General features: G+C 41.5%; 2 protein-coding genes. Both read right to left on the bottom strand.

Annotated features, from left to right (window positions below; translation table 11 throughout):
• Positions 1 to 614 (bottom strand): ribonuclease III (rnc, locus tag ACFIO3_RS14260; RefSeq protein WP_375704704.1); only part of this gene is annotated, 614 nt, incomplete at its 3' end.
• The coding region (lepB, locus tag ACFIO3_RS14255) for a signal peptidase I (RefSeq protein ID WP_375704703.1) at positions 595 to 885 on the bottom strand (291 nt) is incomplete at its 5' end. The genes rnc and lepB, both read right to left, overlap by 20 nt.

Below are 885 nucleotides of genomic sequence, written 5' to 3'. Positions count from 1 at the left end.
CCCTGCCCAATCTCTGAAGCAAAACCAGCAATATTTACCTCTACCATAAAAACAGGATCGTGATCTGGACCTGAACGTTTTATAACCTGATAATGTGGTTGTGCATTGCCTTGGATATGCGCCCATTCCTGTAATTCTGTCTTGGCATCACGTCGACCAGCATCCATTTTCTTTGCCCGACTTTGCCAATATTTTTGAATAAAAGGGCGAACGCTTTCCAATCCTCCATCGAGATATATCACAGCAATTAAAGCTTCCACGACATCTGCATGCATATTGATGAGTCGACGCTCTTCGAAATTTTTCATCTCAAAACCAACGTGGATCATGTCAGGAAGCTTCATTTCGCGCGCAATATCAGCACATGTCTGTGCATTGACCAAATGATTCAAACGGACTGATAATTCACCTTCACTTGCCTGAGGAAAAAGTTGATACAGCATTTCTGCAATCAAAAGCCCTAAAACCCGATCCCCTAGAAATTCTAGCCGTTCATAATTTCCTTGTTCCGAATCTTGTACACTCGAGTGTGTTAATGCCTTCTTTAATCTCTCTTCATCTTTAAAACGATGTCCCGTCAGCTTGACAAGCTGATCAATCATTAGACGTTTCATCGTTGTTTCCTTGCTTGATAAGCGGCAAATCATGAACCGTATTTATGAAAGAAAACAAACGCTTCCAACGCACATCAAATGGCCAACGCCAAATCTGCCAAGCACTTGAACCATTACTGATAGAAAAGAAAATCACGCTCGCGCGACCAATAAGATTTTCTTCTGGAACATAGCCTACATCCAAACGACTATCATCTGAATTGTCGCGGTTATCTCCCATCATAAAATAATGTCCTTGAGGAACTTCAAAGACTTCTGTATCGTCAACTTT

The sequence above is a fragment of the Bartonella sp. AD328YNZD genome (genome assembly GCF_042196425.1).
This window is presented reverse-complemented; position numbering and strand designations above follow the sequence as displayed.